The sequence below is a fragment of the Hafnia paralvei ATCC 29927 genome (assembly GCF_001655005.1).
Classification (GTDB): domain Bacteria; phylum Pseudomonadota; class Gammaproteobacteria; order Enterobacterales; family Enterobacteriaceae; genus Hafnia; species Hafnia paralvei.
The window spans coordinates 1-263 of sequence record NZ_LXET01000082.1 but is presented as its reverse complement, the minus strand read 5'-3'; the positions used below and the strand labels follow the sequence as shown (position 1 = coordinate 263).

Sequence of the window (263 nt, the reverse complement as noted above, 5' to 3'; positions counted from 1 at the left end):
GTGCGGATTATTTCACCAGCGCTGGACAACCGATCAGCAATCAGTCGTCATCAAAGAAACGTGAGTTCGGATGCTCGATCCCTGTATCAACGTAGCCAATCGCTCTCTTGAGCGTCTTCATCAGTTCTTCAGACTTATCCTGCGTCATATTCCCAAAAGGCTATCACACGTCAACGGAAAGCGGTTTATCCGAAGTACCTGTGCGTGAGATGAAACTCAACACACTGACTGGGCTGTATGAGTTTACGACAGAGGGTGAAAAG

The 263-nt window shown here is 47.9% G+C and carries 1 protein-coding gene; it reads left to right on the top strand.

Going from position 1 to position 263, the window contains the following annotated elements; all coding sequences use genetic code 11:
* Positions 1 to 107 precede the first annotated feature (107 nt).
* Positions 108 to 263: S-type pyocin domain-containing protein (locus M988_RS23280; protein WP_282956185.1), on the top strand; the 156-nt coding region annotated here is incomplete at its 3' end.